10 protein-coding genes are annotated in these 16,378 nt (G+C 67.3%); 7 read left to right on the top strand and 3 right to left on the bottom strand.

Features of this window, described 5'->3' with window-relative positions:
- Positions 1-447 precede the first annotated feature (447 nt).
- The 6 genes from PNO31109_RS04745 (at position 448) to PNO31109_RS04720 (ending at position 10,708) form a co-directional block, all read left to right on the top strand.
- Positions 448-1,461: a WaaZ-like lipopolysaccharide core biosynthesis protein gene (locus tag PNO31109_RS04745; RefSeq protein WP_150554479.1), complete on the top strand. Its 1,014-nt coding sequence runs from the start codon at positions 448-450 to the stop codon at positions 1,459-1,461.
- Positions 1,462-1,747: 286 nt separating this feature from the next.
- Positions 1,748-5,221, top strand: coding sequence for a DNA translocase FtsK (locus PNO31109_RS04740; RefSeq protein WP_370749777.1), 3,474 nt, complete (start codon positions 1,748-1,750; stop codon positions 5,219-5,221).
- A 391-nt stretch (positions 5,222-5,612) separates the two neighbouring features.
- Positions 5,613-6,830, top strand: a complete 1,218-nt coding sequence (locus PNO31109_RS04735) for an ABC transporter substrate-binding protein (protein ID WP_150554477.1) — start codon at positions 5,613-5,615, stop codon at positions 6,828-6,830.
- Between the two features lie 219 nt (positions 6,831-7,049).
- Positions 7,050-7,928 (top strand): branched-chain amino acid ABC transporter permease, encoded by an 879-nt coding sequence (locus PNO31109_RS04730; protein ID WP_150554476.1) that lies wholly within the window; start codon positions 7,050-7,052, stop codon positions 7,926-7,928.
- Positions 7,929-7,930: 2 nt separating this feature from the next.
- Entirely contained in the window at positions 7,931-9,919 is a 1,989-nt protein-coding gene (locus PNO31109_RS04725; RefSeq protein ID WP_241014135.1) for a branched-chain amino acid ABC transporter ATP-binding protein/permease, read from the top strand.
- A 63-nt stretch (positions 9,920-9,982) separates the two neighbouring features.
- Entirely contained in the window at positions 9,983-10,708 is a 726-nt protein-coding gene (locus tag PNO31109_RS04720; protein ID WP_150554475.1) for an ABC transporter ATP-binding protein, read from the top strand.
- A gap of 136 nt (positions 10,709-10,844) precedes the next feature.
- On the opposite strand, the gene PNO31109_RS04715 is transcribed toward PNO31109_RS04720, so the two are convergent.
- Both PNO31109_RS04715 and PNO31109_RS04710 read right to left on the bottom strand, forming a co-directional pair.
- Positions 10,845-11,978, bottom strand: coding sequence for an NAD(P)H-dependent flavin oxidoreductase (locus PNO31109_RS04715; RefSeq protein ID WP_150554474.1), 1,134 nt, complete (start codon positions 11,976-11,978; stop codon positions 10,845-10,847).
- 253 nt (positions 11,979-12,231) lie between these two features.
- Complete coding sequence (locus PNO31109_RS04710; RefSeq protein WP_150554473.1) at positions 12,232-13,452, bottom strand: site-specific integrase; 1,221 nt, start codon at positions 13,450-13,452, stop codon at positions 12,232-12,234.
- Between the two features lie 114 nt (positions 13,453-13,566).
- Here PNO31109_RS04710 and PNO31109_RS04705 point away from each other — a divergent pair, with 114 nt between their 5' ends.
- Positions 13,567-14,601 (top strand): DNA-binding protein, encoded by a 1,035-nt coding sequence (locus PNO31109_RS04705; RefSeq protein WP_150554472.1) that lies wholly within the window; start codon positions 13,567-13,569, stop codon positions 14,599-14,601.
- A gap of 154 nt (positions 14,602-14,755) precedes the next feature.
- On the opposite strand, the gene PNO31109_RS04700 is transcribed toward PNO31109_RS04705, so the two are convergent.
- Positions 14,756-16,306 carry an efflux transporter outer membrane subunit gene (locus PNO31109_RS04700; RefSeq protein WP_150554471.1) on the bottom strand — a complete coding sequence of 517 codons (1,551 nt, stop codon included), beginning with the start codon at positions 16,304-16,306 and terminating at the stop codon, positions 14,756-14,758.
- Positions 16,307-16,378 lie beyond the last annotated feature (72 nt).

Genomic DNA, 16,378 nt, shown 5'->3' with positions numbered 1-16,378 from the left:
GCCGGCGCCCGGCGCACTCCGCCGCCATGCTCGGGAATGCGCAACGTTCGGCTGTATTGTCCGCATTTTTCGCAATGCTCTCTTTCTCGATGTCCGGCCGCCACTATCGATTCTGACGGGTGCAATGCCCGCAAAGCCCCGCGAATGGGGCTTTTTCATGTCAAGCCCCATGTCCTGCCCCGACATCGGAGCGTAACCTGACGTAAGATTTCCATTTGGAATAAATCTTGTCCCTCGGCATGCCAAGGGGCAGAATCTGACCATCGACGTGATGGGGCCATGTCCCCATGCGCCGTGGGCTGCAGCCGGGTTCAGGGGGAACGCGGCGATGCACCGGCCCGCGGCCGCTCGGCCAAACACAGACACGCGACGAGCAACGGGGTTAGGACCGCGGGCATCCGGAAGGCGCCTGCGGCGCGACCGGAACACCTAACCAAAAGAACGACAATGATTTCGTCTATTTTGAAACTCGCGTATCGCTACAGCCATACGGCGAAGTGGCGGCACAACGAGCGGCTGTGGCCGCATGCGCGAATCGAGCGCGATGGCGTGGGGGCCATCGAGCGCTTCACCTGGCGCGGACGCCCCGTGCCGCTGGCGCGGCGCGCGGACCTGCAACGCCTGCGTCAGACGCCGTGCCATATCATTGCGAGCGGACCGTCGGTGGCGGACATCGACTATGAAGCGCTGCCGATGCATCACGTCATGGGCGTGAACGGGGCCATTGCGCTCATTGATCGCGCGCCCGTCAAGTTCGACTATTACTGCATTCTCGACGCAGGCTTCGTGAGGCAGCGCCCCGACCTGGCGCGCCGCATCATCGCGCGCGATCTCGTGCTGTTCGTCACGCCGGTGGTACTGGCGCGGCTGCTGGAGAGGTATCCGCCGTCGGCGTTCGGCTGTCGGTTCTATCTGGTGGACGACATCTTCAAACGCGGCCTCGAAGCCGCGCGCACGCCCGCGTCGCTGCGCGCCAACGCGCGCGTGGCGGCGAGCGCGGCGTTCTTCGGCGAGCACGGGCGTCTCGGGTTCAGCTTCGACATCGACAACGGCTTCTTTCACGGTGGCACGGTAGCCTACTTCGCGCTGCAAGTGGCCACATGGCTCGGTTTTACCGAGCTGTATCTGCACGGGGTCGATCTGCGCGACGCGGCGCACACGCCGCGTTTCTACGAGACGATGCAGACGCGGGCGCCAACGCGTCTCGATGCCGAATTCGCGAGCCTGATCGAGCCGTCGTTCCGGCATGCCGCCGAGGTGCTGCGCGCGCGCGGCGTGCGCGTCGAGAACCTGTCGCGCGTGAGCGCGCTGGGTGAGGACATCTTCCCGAAGGTCGACTGGCGTTCGTTGCGCCGCCGCAATCTGAGCCTCGTGGTGCCCGGCGAAGCCGTGTCGCCCGCAATGGTCCAGGGTGCGGATGGCACCGCGTCGCCCATGCTGCGCCCGACCGGCACGCACTGACGACGCGCCAGGTCTCGGTCTGCCGCCGGCCGCTGCGTTGGTCCGTCAGTCGTGGAGCGCGCCAAATCTCGCCAGACCGCGCCAGACCGCGTCAGATCGCGCCATTCGGACCGCCCGGCGGTGGCCTACCTGCTACAATCGCACTCCGGGTTTTCCTGAAGCACGAGCGATTATGGGGTTTGGCTGGTTCGGACTGTCGACGTTTTGGTTGCTGGCATTGTGCTGGCCTGGCGTCCGGGGTCTGCTTGGCGGTGAGATTCGACTCTTCGGCCCCGGCACCCTGCGCATGTTGCTTGGCGTGCCGCTCACGATGGTGTCGAGCGCCACGCTGGCCGCATTGACGGGCGGCGAAGGCAACACCGCCGGCGGCAGCGTCGGCCAGTCGCTCGCCCACGGCCTGCAATTGGCGCTCGGCGGCACGCTCGCCATGGGCCTCGCCGGCGTTGTCCTTCTCTTTTCTCTTCCGCTCGTCTTTGGCACCACGTGGTGGGGCATGTTCGCGCGTGCGAAGCCCACGGCGGACGATGACGACGAATCCCCTTACGAGACGCGTTTTGCCGGCAGTGCCGGTGAACCGGTGCGGGGACTGTCGCAAATGTCGCAACTGTCGTTCGGCGGGCCACACGAGCGTGGCGAACGCGGCGAGCGGTTCACACCAACGTTGGGGCAGGGTCATCACAACGCGGGGCATCTGACCGAAGGGGCAACGCCCCGCCGGCGCGGGCTTGCCGCGCAGCCGCGCTGGAAGCTCACCGACGAAGAGCGCGCGCGGCTCGATGCGATGCAGCCGCCGCCGCTCGCTACGCGAGGCGCACCGCGCGCCGAACCTTCGTTCATGCGCGCCGGCGCGGCGCGTGTGGCGAGGAGGGAGCCCGCTGTCGGACGTGCGGCTGCGCCGGCGGTCGGCGCGGCAACAGCGGCTGCCGCTTCGCCCCATGCCACGGCAGGCGCGCGCGCCGTACTGCCGCGTGGCGCCTATGTGTTGCGCACCGCGCGTGGCGATACGATCACGGCGCCCGAGTGGGTCCGTGCCGAGCCGAGTCTGCGCGCGCAAGACGCGCGCGGTCCGGCAGCGCGACGCGGCGCGTCCGCGGCTTCCAGCCTTTCCAGTGCTTCCAGTGCTTCCGGCCCTCGTGCCATGCCCGCACCGACCGCCCAGCGCACATCTTCGCTGACGGCGCAGAAGCCCTCGGTCGCGGCAGTCGGTGACGCCACGCAGCCGGCATCCGGCGGCGCTCTGCATTTGACGTCGACTGCTGACGGCGCCCCCGGTCATCGCCGCCCGGTCGGGGTGGCCCCGGCCCACCTGCGCGGCACGATCGTCCACAGCCCGTTCCGCCAACCGCAGCTGGGGCTGGAGGATGTGCCCCCGCGTGGCGCGTCGCCCGTCGCGACGCACTCATCGGTCGTCGCCGCGGCTTCTCGCGATACTCTCTTGGCCGCTGATGGCGGCATGCCGGGCGTGGCAAGTGACGGCATGAGTTCGCCCGAGGCGCCACCGATCCGGGGCGCAGCCTCGTGGTCCGCGATGGACGCCGCATCGCCGCTCACGTCCGACGTCGCGGAATTCTCGCCGCTCGATTTGTCCCCGAAGGCAACGCCCGACGAGCCGCCTGACGCTGCGCCATCAACGCCCACGCCGGCAATGCTCGCCGAGCAGGAAGCCGCGCGCGTCGCGCAACAGGCGAGGATGCAGGCGCTCGCCGCCTTGCGCGAGGAAGCCGAAGCACTGCTTCGTGACTTGCGCGAGTGGTCCTCCGCAATGGAAGCGCCGGTGACCGTCGTGGGCGGCAGCGCCATCGCGAAGGCGGCCGACCATGTCGCTGCGCACGCAGCACCGCCGGCGCCCGCCGTGGACGAGACGCCCCAGTTGCGCGAAGCGGCGCAGACCGAATCGCGGGCGCGCGCGGAGGTGCTGGACGTTCCGCCAATGGTGTTGATCGCGCCGCCGCCCGGACAACCGGCTGGTGCCGCGCGCCGCCCCTTCCTGTTCGCCGATGTGCTGGCGAGCGTGCAAGTGCAAGAGCCGGCGACGGTGGCGGCGGCGACCGTGTGCGCACCGGAGACCGCGCCCGGGCGCGCGTCCGAGTCGGATGAACCCGCGGGGCAAGCCAGCGGATCGACCACCAAACCGCACTACGTTTTGCGCGCCGACGGCACCTGGGCTCGCGCCGAACCGGACGCCGCAGCGTATGGCGCATTGCCGACGACGGCGCCACGCGAAGCCGCTTTTACCGCCGACGCACCGCGCGAGCTGCCAACGCCGCGCGAGCCGATCGCCTACGACCTTCCGTCGCTCGACCTGCTCAGTCCGGCGACGTCGCAAGACGTGGCGAACGTCGTATCCGACGAGACGCTCGCCGCCGTCGGACAACTGATCGAGCAGCGGCTCGCCGAGTTCAAGGTCCCGGTGACGGTGGTAGGTGCGTCGGCCGGCCCGGTCATCACGCGTTTTGAAGTCGAGCCTGCAGTGGGCGTGCGGGGCGCGCAGGTCGTCGGTCTCATGAAGGATCTGGCCCGGGCGCTGGGCGTCACCTCGATTCGCGTGGTCGAGACGATCCCAGGCAAGACCTGTATGGGCCTCGAATTGCCGAACGCGCAGCGCCAGATGATTCGCCTGTCCGAGATCCTGACCGCGCCGGCGTTCGACTCGCACCGCTCGCGCCTGGCGCTGGCGATGGGCAAGGACATCACGGGCGAGCCCATCGTGGCCGATCTTGCCCGGGCACCGCACTTGCTGGTGGCCGGCACGACCGGCTCGGGCAAGTCGGTGGCGGTCAACGCCATGATCCTGTCGCTGCTGTACAAGGCCACGCCAGACGACGTGCGCCTTATCATGATCGACCCGAAGATGCTGGAACTGTCGGTCTACGGCGGCATTCCGCATTTGCTCGCGCCGGTCGTCACGGACATGAAGCAGGCCGCGCACGCACTGAACTGGTGCGTTGGCGAGATGGAAAAGCGCTACCGGCTGATGTCGGCGCTCGGCGTGCGCAATCTGGCTGGCTACAACGAGAAGATCGACGCGGCGCGGGCCGCCGGCAAGAAGATCGGCAACCCGTTCTCGCTCACGCCCGACGCCCCGGAGCCGCTCGATCGCCTGCCTTTCATCGTGGTGGTGATCGACGAGCTGGCCGACCTCATGATGGTGGCAGGCAAGAAGATCGAGGAACTCATCGCACGGCTTGCACAGAAGGCCCGCGCGGCCGGCATTCATCTGATTCTCGCGACGCAACGCCCGTCGGTCGACGTGATCACCGGCCTCATCAAGGCGAACATTCCGACGCGCGTGGCGTTCCAGGTCTCGTCGAAGATCGACTCGCGCACCATCCTCGATCAGATGGGTGCGGAGTCGCTGCTCGGCCAGGGCGACATGCTGTTTCTGCCGCCGGGCACGGGCTATCCGCAGCGCGTGCATGGCGCGTTCGTGGCCGATGACGAAGTGCATCGCGTGGTGCAGCACTGGCAGCAATACGGCGAGCCCGAGTACGACGAAGCGATCCTCGCCGGCGATCCGGCCGAGGCGGCCCCGGGCGATCTGTTCGGCGAGTCGCCAGGCGACGCCGAAGCCGATCCGCTCTATGACGAAGCGGCGGCGTTCGTGCTTGGTTCGCGGCGTGCGTCGATCTCGGCGGTGCAGCGTCAATTGCGCATCGGCTACAACCGGGCCGCGCGTCTCATCGAACAGATGGAAACCGCCGGGCTGGTCAGCCCGATGGGCCGTAACGGCGCCCGCGAAGTGATCGCGCCGGGCGACTAATCGCCGTCGCTTACATCTCCCTTACGACCCGCATTTCAAGTCGAACTCTTTGGCACTCCGTGCCGATCTCCGGACACGCGCCATACATGGCGCGCGCCGCCAAAACCCTCCGCAAACCCGCGCCAATGCGCGATGACGGGCCGCAAACCCCCGTGCCGATAGGGGTATTCCCGCCTTTGCGGGCGAAACTCAGCGATCACATAATCGGCGCGCTAGGTTGGTCGTTCGACGCGTGCTTGATGGTATCGCCCTGACACGAATTACAAGACCGGGGCGGTGCAGACGGGGAAGACAACCCGTGAGTCGCGCATCCCACGGCAGGGCCTGCGACACCAGGAAATCGCAGTAAAAAAGCGTCATATCGAAACGCATCGCACCGAAGGAGACCCTTATGCAATTCCGATTCAAGCTCATGGCGGGCGCCGTGGCATTCGCGCTGTCTGCCTCCATGGCCATCGCGGCCGATCCGATCAAGATCGGCGTGTCCGGCCCGTTTACCGGCGGCTCGTCGTCGATGGGCGTTTCCATGCGCGATGGCGTGCGTCTGGCCGCCGCGGAAATCAACAAGGCCGGCGGCGTGCTGGGCCGTCAGATCGTGCTCGTCGAGCGCGACGAAGAAGCCAAGAACGAGCGCGGCGTGCAAGTCGCGCAGGAACTGATCAACAAGGAAAAGGTGGTCGCCACGGTCGGCTACATCAATACCGGCGTGGCGCTCGCCTCGCAGCGCTTCTACCAGGACGCCAAGATTCCGGTGTTCAACAACGTGGCCACGGGCACCGTCATTACCGAGCAATTCAAGCCGCCCCAGTACCCTGACAACTACGTTTTCCGCAACTCGGCCAAGGACAGCATCCAGGCGCCGATGATCGTGGAGGAGGCGATCACGCGTCGCGGCTTCAAGAAGCCGGCGATCCTGGCGGACTCGACCAACTACGGTCAGCTCGGCCGCGAGGATCTTGAAAAGGCGCTCAAGTCGAAGGGGATCACGCCGGTCGCCGTCGAGAAGTTCAACATCAAGGACGTCGACATGACGGCGCAGTTGCTCAAGGCCAAGCAGGCCGGCGCCGACGTGATCCTCACCTACGGCATCGGCCCGGAACTGGCGCAGATCGCCAACGGCATGGCCAAGCTCGGCTGGAAGCTGCCGATCGTCGGCAGCTGGACGCTCGCGATGGCCAACTACATCGACAACTCGGGCGTGAACGGCGAGGGTGCGCGCATGCCCCAGACGTTCATCCAGGAGCCGAACACGCCCAAGCGCAAGGCGTTCATCGATGCTTATCTGGCCATGTTCAAGCCGAAGAACAACCGTATCGACTCGGCGGTCTCGGCGGCGCAGGGCTACGACTCGATCTACCTGCTCGCCGCGGCGATCAAGCAGGCCGGCAGCACGGACGGCCCGAAGGTGCGCGCTGCGCTGGAAGACCTGAAGACGCCGGTCGAGGGCGTGGTCACGACTTACGACCACCCCTTCACGCATGACGATCACGATGCCATCACCGCCAACATTCCGGTGTTCGGCGAAGTGAAGGGCGGTCGCGTGGTGTACGCCTACGACAGCGATCTGAAGGCCGGCAGCAAGGTCCGCGAGAAGACGGCCAGCAAGTAAGCCGCATTTCCATCCAGCGCTGCATCCTGCAGCCATGACGGGTGAACGACGGCGCGTGTCGTTCGCGTCCCGCGCGCCAATGACGGCGCAGCGCGGCGCGGCGCACGCGCCGTATCGATACCCGACGCCTTGCGCCGGCACGCGGGACCGGCGCAAGGCGAGCGTCCCGAATGCCTCCCGTGCATCGCTCGTAGGCTCGCACTCGCGAGAGAGGAACGCATGACCATCCTGATTCAACTCATCTACAGCGGTATCGCGCTGGGGATGATCTACGCCGTGATCGCCTTCGGTTACCAACTGACTTTCGCGACGTCCGGCACCCTGAACTTCGGCCAGGGCGAAGCGCTCATGCTCGGCGCGCTGGTCGGCCTCACACTGGTCGACACCCTCGGTCTGAACTACTGGCTGATGGTTCCCATCGTCTGCCTGTTCGGGCTGGTGCAAGGCGCGCTGGTCGAGCGCATCGGCGTCAAACCGGCGCTGAGAATCAAGTCCGAGTTCGGCTGGATCATGTCCACCATTGCGCTGGGCATCATCTTTCGCAACGTCGCGGAGAACGTGTGGGGCCGCGACGATCTGAAGTTTCCGTCACCGCTTCCCGAAGCGCCGGTCAAGCTCGTCGGCGCCAACGTGCTGCCGATGGAGTTGCTCGTGGTCGCCGGCGCACTGCTCATGATGGCCGCCGTCGAGTTCTTCAACCGGCGTTCGATATACGGCAAGGCCGTCGTGGCGACCGCCAACGACCGCGACGCCGCCGGCCTGATGGGCATCAACACCAGCCTGGTGATTACGTTCTCGTATGCGCTCTCGTCGATGGCCGCCGCGTTCGCCGGCGTGCTCGTGGCGCCGCTCACCCTCACGGGCGCCACGATGGGCGCGGTGCTCGGCTTGAAGGCATTTGCCGTGGCAATCATCGGCGGGCTCTCGAGCGGCATGGGCGTGCTCGTCGGCGGCGTGATCCTCGGCGTGGCCGAAACCACCACTGCGTTCTATCTCTCGACCGGGTACAAGGACGTGCCGGGTCTCGTGCTGCTGCTGCTTGTGCTGGCCGTGAAGCCGGCGGGCCTGTTCGGCAAGACCGCCATCAAGAAGGTGTAACCATGACCGCACAGACCTCCACCGCTCGCGCGGACCGCGATCTCGGCGGCCTGCGTGTGGGCACGAAACTCGCCGCGATCCTCGCGATCGTGGCGCTGTTCGGCTTCCCGCTAGCCGTCGGCAATCCATACTACATCCACATGATCGAGACGATCATGATCTACGCGATCCTGCTTTTCGGGCTGGATATCGTCGTGGGCTACACCGGGCAGGTGTCGTTGGGCCACGCGGGCCTGTTCGGCATCGGCGCCTACGTGGCGGGCGTATTCTTCGCGAAACTGGGTCTCACGCTGTGGCTGGCGCTGCCCGCCGCCATTCTGATCACGGCGGCGTTCGGCGCGGTGCTCGCCTTGCCGGCGCTGCGCGTGATCGGCCCCTATCTGGCCATGGTGACGCTGGCGTTCGGCACCATCATCCAGATCCTCATCAACGAAATGGACTTCCTCACGGCCGGGCCGCTGGGCATCAAGCTGACGAAGCCGCTCATCGGCGGGCATCCGATCGATGAAGTCGAGTACTACTGGCTCGTCGCCGTGTTGCTGCTGCTGAGCATGCTCGTGGCGCACCGTATCCTGAAGTCGCACCTCGGGCGCGCATTCGAAGCGCTGCGCGATTCGCCGGTCGCCTCCGACTGCATGGGCGTGTCGGTGTACCGCTACAAGGTGTATGCGTTCGTGATCAGCGCCGGGTTTGCCGGCCTGGCGGGCAGCCTCTACGCCTACTCGGAGCAGTACATCTCGCCCAATACGTACAACTTCGAGCTCACGATCCTGTTCCTGCTCGCGGTCATCATGGGCGGGCGCAAGACGCGCAGCGGCTCGCTGCTGGGCGCGGCCATCATCGTGCTGCTGCCGCAGCTGCTCGACGACATCGGCGTCTTTCGCATCGTCGCGACGGTGATCGCGGCGGTGACGGCGGTCGTCGCCGTTGCGGCAATCGCCAAGGCGCGCACAACGCTCGCCAAGGCAGCCGTGCCGATCGTCGGCACGATTGCTCTGGCCGGCGTCACGTGGTGGCGCGAGAGCATCACGGACTGGCGCCTGACGATCTTCGGCCTGATGATCCTCTTCGTCGTGTATTACCTGCCCGACGGCATTATCGGCTTTCTGCGCTCACGCATCCTGCATCGCCGCCGCACGGTGACCGTGTCGGCGACCCAGGTCGACGAAGCGAGCGCCGGCGGCGCCGATCCGGTGCTCGCCGCAGCGGCGAGCGGGCCGGAAGAGCTGCTCAAGGTGCGCCAGTTGCTGATGCAGTTCGATGGCCTGAAGGCGCTCAACCAGGTGGACCTCACCGTCAGGCGCGGCACGATCCACGGGCTGATCGGCCCGAACGGCTCCGGCAAGAGCACGATGATGAACGTGCTCACGGGCATCTACGTGCCGACGGCGGGCAGCATCGAGTTCGCCGGACAGTCGCTGGCCGGGCGCACGTCGTCGGACATTGCGCTATCGGGCGTGGCGCGCACGTTCCAGAACGTGCAGCTCTTTGGCGAAATGACGGCGCTCGAGAACGTGCTCGTGGGCCTGCATCACACCTTCGATTCGACGCTGGTCGACGTCTCGCTGCGGCTGCCGCGCTACAAGCGTGAGGAGGACGGCGCTCGCGCGCGCGCCATGCGACTGCTGGAGTTCGTGGGGCTGACGGCGCTTGCCGACGAGGAGGCGCGCAATCTGCCCTACGGCAAGCAGCGTCTGCTCGAAATCGCCCGCGCGCTGGCGCTCGATCCGCGCCTGTTGCTGCTCGACGAGCCGGCCGCCGGTCTTACGGCGCCCGATATACGGGAGCTGCTCGCGATCATCCGCAAGATCCGCGACCATGGCATCACGGTCATTCTGATCGAGCACCACATGGACGTGGTGATGAGCACGTGCCAGACGGTGTCCGTGCTCGACTTCGGGCAGAAGATCGCCGAAGGGCTGCCGGCGCAGATTCAGGCCGATCCGAAGGTGATCGAAGCGTATCTGGGTGGCGCATCGACCGCGCACTGACGACACGCGCGACGGCTCGCCTCGCGCTGCCTCGCGCGGCAACGACGAACAAACGGAACCACTATGCTTTCCATTCGTAATCTGCAGGCCGGCTACGGCAAGGTGCAGGTGCTGCACGGCATCGACATCGATGTGCCGAGCGGTCAGGTCGTCACGCTCATCGGCTCGAACGGGGCGGGCAAGACCACCACCATGCGCGCGGTGTCGGGCATGATCAAGCCGACGTCGGGCGAAATCACGCTGGGCGACAAGCGCATCGACGGGCTCGATTCGCATCGCATCGCCAAGCTCGGGCTGGCGCATTCACCCGAAGGCCGGCGTGTGTTCGCGACGATGTCGGTGACGGACAATCTTCGGCTGGGGGCCTTTGCTCGCCTGACGGGCAGCCGTCCCCGCGGCGACGTGGCCGCGGACCTCGAGCGCGCGATGGACCTGTTTCCGCGGCTCAAGGAGCGCCGCAATCAACTGGCGGGCACGCTCTCCGGCGGCGAACAGCAGATGCTCGCCATGGCGCGCGCGGTCATGCTGCGCCCGGACATCGTGCTGCTCGACGAGCCGTCGATGGGGCTCGCACCGATTCTCGTCGACGAAGTGTTCCGCATCATCGGCAATCTCAAGGCGGAGGGCGTGACGATGCTGCTCGTCGAGCAGTTCGCCGCGGCAGCGCTTGGCGTTGCGGACTACGGCTATGTGCTAGAGAACGGGCGCATTTCCGTGCACGGCCCGGCCGAGCGCCTGCGCAACGACGATGCCGTGCGCGCGGCGTATCTGGGCGGCGGCGGTCACTGAGATGTCACGGGCGCGCGAGCGGCCCGCCAATGACGACGGGCAGCCTCATGGCTGCCCGTCGTGCTTCCGGGGCAAGGGAGGTGCGCGCGTCGAGCCTTGTCCCCTCGCACCGCGCTGCGGCCCGTCGTCCGGCCGGTCAGAACGTGGCGGCAAGTTCGCGCAGCGAGCCGAACGCTTCGCGCAGCTCGGTGCGTAGCACGCCGACGAGCTCGGCCGCCGGCATGGCGCGGGCAAGCGGCGCGGCCTGTCCGGCCCATTGCGCGCCGTAGTCGCCGTTGCCCTTGGCCTTGGCCGCAGCGTTGAGCGCCTTGCCCGCATCGTAAGTCACGGGATAGGCGGGCAGTGCGGGGCGACCGGCCGCCTGTTCCAGTTCGTAGAGGCGATTCACGAAGCCGCGGGCGGGACGTCCCGAAATCGCGCGAATGAGGGCGGTGCGGGGCTGCTGCGCGCTCGTCATGCGCTCGCGGTAGGCGGCGTCTGCCGACGATTCGGGACAGGCCACGAACGCCGTGCCGAGTTGTGCCGCCTGCGCGCCAAGCGCGAGCGCGGCTGCGATACCGGCACCGTCCATGATGCCGCCCGCCGCGATCACCGGCACCGACGTGTGCGTGACGATCAACCGCACGAGCGCGAGCGTGCCGAGCTGTTCGTCGTCGCTCGGCACGCCATCGCCAAGATCTTCGAAGCGGCCGCGGTGACCGCCGGCCTCGTAGCCTTGTGCAACGATGGCGTCGACCCGGGCCGCTTCGACGGCCCTGGCTTCGGCGAGATTGGTCGCCGTGGCAAAGAGCGTGATGCCGGCCGCGTGTAGGGCGTCGATCTTCTCCTGCGACGGCAGCCCGAAATGGAAGCTCACCACGGCCGGACGCTCCTCCAGAAGCACCGCGAACATTGCCTCGTCGACCACGAAGCTTTTGTAGATTTCGCTGAGCGTTGCCGGCGGCGTCGCGTCGAAGCGCGCGAATTCCGGTGCCAGGTAGGCAAGCCATGCGGCGTCGCGCGCCGCGTCGAGCCTGGCCGGCGCGTGGCAGAACACATTGACGTTGAACGGCTTGCTGGTCAGCGCGCGCGTGTCCCGGATGGCCTTGCGCGCGGCTTCCGCGCCCATGGCCGCCACACCGATCGAGCCGAGACCGCCGGCGTTGGAGACGGCAGCGGCCAGCGCGGGCGTCGACGTGCCGGCCATCGGGGCCTGAATGATCGGGGCGAGCAAGCCGAAACGCTCGATGAGGGCGCGATTGCGCGATTGGGCGGCATGGGAATTGGACATGACGATCTGCACCTTGGTGTGTTCGGAAACGGGGGGAACCGCAGCAGTCACAGCACGCAGTATGTTCACTATGGCATACGTGCGCAACGCACCAAAAGATACCACTAATATGCATCTTTATGCAGGCCAGCGATCGGCGTCACCCGGCTCAGGCGCGGTCTCGGTCCTGTCGTTCCCTCGAGGGCGGGGAGTCGTTCCGGCGTTCTGCCGTTCTGCCGTCGTGCGTCCCGTCATTGGTTTGTCGGCCCGTGCGTTATCCCATGCGAGTGGGGCTGCCGCCGTGAGTGGCGTCGGCCCCTGCGTGCGCGCCGCAGCCGACGTCCTCTCCCATCAGGTCGGCGGCGCGCGAGCGCTGCATGTCGGCACGCCGGAAGTAGCCGATGACCGTGGCCACGCTCGTGTGGCCCGTCATCGCCATGGTTTCGGCCAGTGGCACCTGCTGCCGTGCCGCTTCCGTCACGAAGCCCGCCCGCAGCGAGTGCGCCGAGAAGTTGCCTTCGAGCCCGGCAAGCGCGCAGCGCTCGCGAACGATGTCGCGCACCGCCGCTTCGGTCAACGCTTCGCCCACATGCCCGCCACGCCGCACGCGGCGGAAGATGGCGCCCTGCGTGATACCGGCAGACGTGAGCCAGTCGGTGAGCGCGACGCCCGCGGCGCCGGTCACCGGCTTCTCGTTTTCCGGCAGGTCTGCGCCTTGCTGGTTCGTTTTCGACCAGGCCAGCGTGTAGACGTAGCGATCCGGCCCCGTGCGCCGCACGTTCTCGCATGTCGCGCGCACGACTTCCGAGCGACGGCGCCCGCCGCTGGCCCAGGCGAACAGTAGCAATGCGCGGTCGCGCTTGCCCCGCAGCGAGTTGTCGCAGGTGGCAAGCATGGCGCGCAGCGGCTCGCGCGTGATGGCGTCCTTCTGGGCCGTTCGGACACCGCGTCTGGCATACGCGCGGCGCGTCTTCGCGAGCAGCTCGCGGACGGCGGGCTCCGCACAGGGATTGGGCAGACCTCGCGACGTATGCAGCTTGCCGATGACACTCAGCCGGTGCAGCAGCGTTGCCAGCGAGGGCGGTCCGGGGCGCGCTTTAAGCCCTTGTGCGACGAGTTCGGCATCGAGCTCGGCCGGCATTTCGGTCGTCAGCTCGTCTTGCCCCTGACCTTTGCCGTGACCTTTGCCCTGACGCTGCGCGTGGTCGACGACGAATTGCACGATGGCCGCCGGCGATAGCGGCGTGACGAGCGTCTGGCCATATCGCAGACGATACCAGCCCATCCAATACCGCATGGCGGATCGATAGCTCTGCTGCGTATTGACCGACTCGCCTTCGCGCACGAGTGCTTGCGCCGCGGCCCGGGCGTCGGCATCGAGCGATGCCGGGTCGAGAAGCCGGGGCGGGCGCGACTGCGTGATGCTTGGAGACGAGGCATCTCGCGCCCGATATCCCCGCGAGAGCGCATTCGGCGTATTTTGCTTACCGAACATATGATTTCATATGTAAAATGTAAAAAATATAACGTATTATCAAAATAGCTTGCGATAATCTTCCATTATCGTGGGTTATTTGGCAACGGCCCCGCTATCAAGGAGTTTTCGTTCATGGCTCAGCTTCCTTCGTCGAATTCGAATCCGCAGATGTCGTCGCCGCGACAGGGCGGCCGAGGCATCACGGAGCAGGACGTCTGGACGGCGGCCGATGCGCTGCTGATGGCCGGGCAGCGTCCGACCATCGAGCGGATCCGTCAGCAATTGGGGCGCGGCTCGCCCAATACCGTCAGTCCCTATCTCGATGCCTGGTTTGCGGGCCTGGGCGCCCGACTGCAGGGCATGGGGTGCGCGGCGCGTGGGGGCGCGACGCTTCCCGATGGCGCGGCGATGCCGGAGCCGGTGGCTCGGGCCGCGCTCGATCTCTGGACGTTGGCGCTGCACGAGGGGCACAAGGCCCTGGAAGCGCAGGCGGCCGCACAACGGGCCGAGCTTGATGCGCGAGGCGCTGAGCTCGCGGCGCAGCGCGAAGCGTTGGAACAGGCGCGGGCGGTGTTGCACGAACGGGTGACGTCTGCCGAGACGGCGGCGGCAGATGCGCGGCAGGCGCGCGACGAGGCGCAAGCCCAGGCGCGTCGGGCGCAGGCGCTGCTGATCGACGCGCAAGCGGACGCCGTGGCGTCGCGCCAGGCGCTCGCCGCCGCACGCGATGCGGCACAGGCCGCGCAGGAGGCGCATGCGAAACACCGCGCGCAATGGGACGCCGAGCGAGCAAAGCTGGTCGAACGCGCCGACGCCAGCGAACGTCGCTGGATGCTGGAACTGGACGCGGCGCGCGAATCCGTCAAATCGCTCCAGCAAGAGCGAAGGCAGTTGCAACGGGAATTGCAGGAGACGCAGGCCGGGTTGGCTGCCATGACCGAAGCGCAACACGAGATGCGCTCGGCCAAAGCGTTGCAGGATGCCGTCATCGCGCGACTGCGGGAGCAGGTGAGCGCGCAGGAGGCGCTGGCCGCGACGTATCAGTCGATGCTCGCGTCGCCTGCGGCAGCGGCGGCCGGCCGCAACATGGCGGTCAGTCGCAAGCGCCGCGTCGGCAGCGCCGGTCCCGGCGCGGCCTCGATCCTTCGGAAAGCGCGGCGGATATGACCCCCCGGAAGGTTGTGTGCCGGGAGCGGCGTGGCGCCCCGGCGGCTTTCGCGACCCCGCCTGGGCCCCGGACTCGATATGGCGCCCGGGCCAAAGCACCGAATTCGCACGTCGAGGGCGGGGCCTTCGGTGCGAACGCGCTCCGAGGCGCGATTCATCGCGATTGCGCCAGCGCCTGCGTCGAGACTTCCCAGCCACCGCCCAAGGCCCGGAACGTGGCCACCGCCGCGCGAGCGTTGTCGGTTTGCGCACGCGCATCGGCGTCGCGCACCGCCAGCAACTGACGGTCCGCGTCGAGCACTTCATAAAGGCTTACCGCGCCGCCGGTGTAAGCCTCCTGCGCGCTGTCTCGCGCCCGCGTCTGCGCCTGCACGGCATTCATCAGATCCTTGCGCTGCTGCTCCAGCTCGACGAGCGCCACGATCGCGTTTTCCACGTCTTCCGTCGCACGTAGCATCGCCAGCCGGTATTGTGCGAGCGCCTCGGCATTGGCGCCTCGCGCCTGCGCGAGCTCGGCGTCGATCCGGCCGAAGTCGAAAAGCCGCCAACGCAGCCCCAATGTGGCGAGCGGCTGGAATGTTGCTGCGCTGGGCACGCGCCCGCCGGCCAGCGTCTCGAATCCCAAGGCCCCCGAGAGCGAAAGCTTCGGGTAGTACTCGGCCAGCGACGCGCCAATGCGTGCGTTCGACGCGGCGAGCCGGCGCTCGGCGGCCACCACGTCGGGGCGGCGGCGCAACAGATCGACGGGCGCGCCCGCGTCCGCGATCGCGGGGACGATGATGGCGCGGCCTAGCGTGTCGTCGCGCTGCGTGCCTTCGCTCATGCGTCTCGCATAGGTGCCCGGTGCGGCGCCCATCAGGACATCGAGCCGGTTGAGCTGGGTCTCGCGCTCGATGCGCAATGGTGGCAACGTCGTGCGGGCTTGCGCCAGAAGGGCTTCCGATTGTGCGAGTTCGCGTGCGGTGGCCAGGCCGTCCTTGAGTCGCAGCCGCACGATTTCCATGAGTCGCGTATCGGTCTCGATTTGGTCCTGCGCGATGGCAAGGCGCCGCTGTGCCGCCCGCACCCGGAAATAGGCATCCGCAGCCTCGGCCACGACGCTCACCCGCACCCCGTCACGCTGCGCTTCGGCCGCCTGTGCCGTCGCCGCCGCTGCTTGCGCGGTGCGCGCGAGCCCACCGAACAGGTCCAGTTCCCAACTCGCGCCTGCGCCGATGTCGTAGTTCGTGAAGTTGCGCTGATAGCCCGGCACCGTGCGCGCTACCGAACCCAGCGGCCTTTCCAATGACTGATGCTCGCGCGTCACGCTGCCGCCGAGCGCGAGTGAGGGCAGCGGCTGCGCGCCCGCGGCGCGCGCCTGTGCCCGCGCCTGTGCGACCCGTGCCATGGCGGCTTGCAGATCGAGATTCTGGGCCAACGCCTGTTCGACGATGCTGGTGAGCACGGGGTCCTGAAAACGTATCCACCACGCGTCGAGCGCGGCAGGGGGCTGCGGGTCCTGCTGCCCGGGGCGACGTGCCGCCGGGGCCATATCGAGCTGTGCCAGTCGCGCGCCGTTGGCGAAATGCTCCGGCAACTCTGCCTTCGGTGGCGTGTAATCCGGGCCGACCGCGCATCCGGTCAGTGTCGCCGCGGCCAACGCCAGCCATGCGCGGCGCACAAGAGGTGGGCGGGGGGTGGCAGATGTCGAGTGCGTAATTTGCATGGCAGTGAATTAAGTAACTGAATCAAGTAACTTGCAACATAATAGTTACGACTCTATACTCACTTCCATTAT

Source organism: Pandoraea nosoerga, from assembly GCF_902459585.1.
GTDB lineage: Bacteria > Pseudomonadota > Gammaproteobacteria > Burkholderiales > Burkholderiaceae > Pandoraea > Pandoraea nosoerga.
This window is presented reverse-complemented; position numbering and strand designations above follow the sequence as displayed.